Genomic DNA, 1,075 nt, shown 5'->3' on the forward strand with positions numbered 1-1,075 from the left:
CAGGTGGAACTTTAGGTAGTATAGGCAATACAGATAGAATCATCTATGCTCATGCTAGTGGTAGCAATATCCTCACTCTTACCAATCTTACCAATCATGGAACTATTAACGGTAAGGTAGCTGTAGAACATGATAACAATTTTAAAGGAACCATCACTGTTAACACCTTTGAAAATACAGGTCAAATCAATGGTCAAATTTACATGGGAATTTGGGGAGGTAACTCAGGAACTCTCACTGTGGATAAATTCGAAAATAGTGGGACTATAGTAGGCTCTAACGACCGAGGAGTACTTTTCGAAGGAAAAAATACTAATATACAAAGCTTTGTTAATAGTGGTTTAATTAGTGGGAGCGAAGGTGTAACAATGGTTGGTGGAACCATAGAAAATTTTATCAATAATGGTACTATGAATGGTGGTTCCTCTGCTGTTTTTATACACAATAGCATTATAAAAACACTTGAAAATAAAGGTACTATAAATAGCACTGAAGATATATGGTGGGGTGGCGCTATAAAATTAGAAAACGGTGGCACCATAGAAAATATCATCAACACAGGAACTATCAATTCAGTTGTTTCTGGTATACATGTATCCTATGGTAAATTTGGAACACTTACCATAAAAGATGGAGGTGTAGTTTATGGTAAAACAGCAGGAATATGGGTAAATCAATGGCAAACTCTAGGCGATTTATACATAGATGGTGGAAAAAATACTTCAAAAGATGGAACTGTAAGTGGAATTTATAGCGATAATCATGGAATTGCTTTAGATGTTGGTTCAAGTACTAGTAAAATAGAACTTAAAAATGGTGGCATTATACAAGGTAAAGTTAATGGTATAAGATTAGAAAAAGCAGCTTCTTTAAGCGGAGAAATAATTTTATCCGGTGAAGGATCTAGAGTAGAAGGTGGAAGTGGCGCTGGTATATCTAATGAAAGCGGAAAAATAGAAGGCTCTATAAAAGTAGAAGATGGAGCTACTGTAACTTCTTCTTCAGGTCAAGCTATCTCTAATTCTGGCTCAGGAAGTATAACAGGTGGTATTACAGTTAGTGGGGAAAACACTAA

Annotated in this window: 1 pseudogene; it reads left to right on the plus strand. The window is 35.6% G+C overall.

Features of this window, described 5'->3' with window-relative positions:
* Positions 1-1,075, plus strand: a pseudogene (locus AJ886_RS02920) (hypothetical protein); the annotation flags it as partial.

The sequence above is a fragment of the Campylobacter sp. BCW_6465 genome (assembly GCF_001762815.1).
Classification (GTDB): domain Bacteria; phylum Campylobacterota; class Campylobacteria; order Campylobacterales; family Campylobacteraceae; genus Campylobacter_D; species Campylobacter_D jejuni.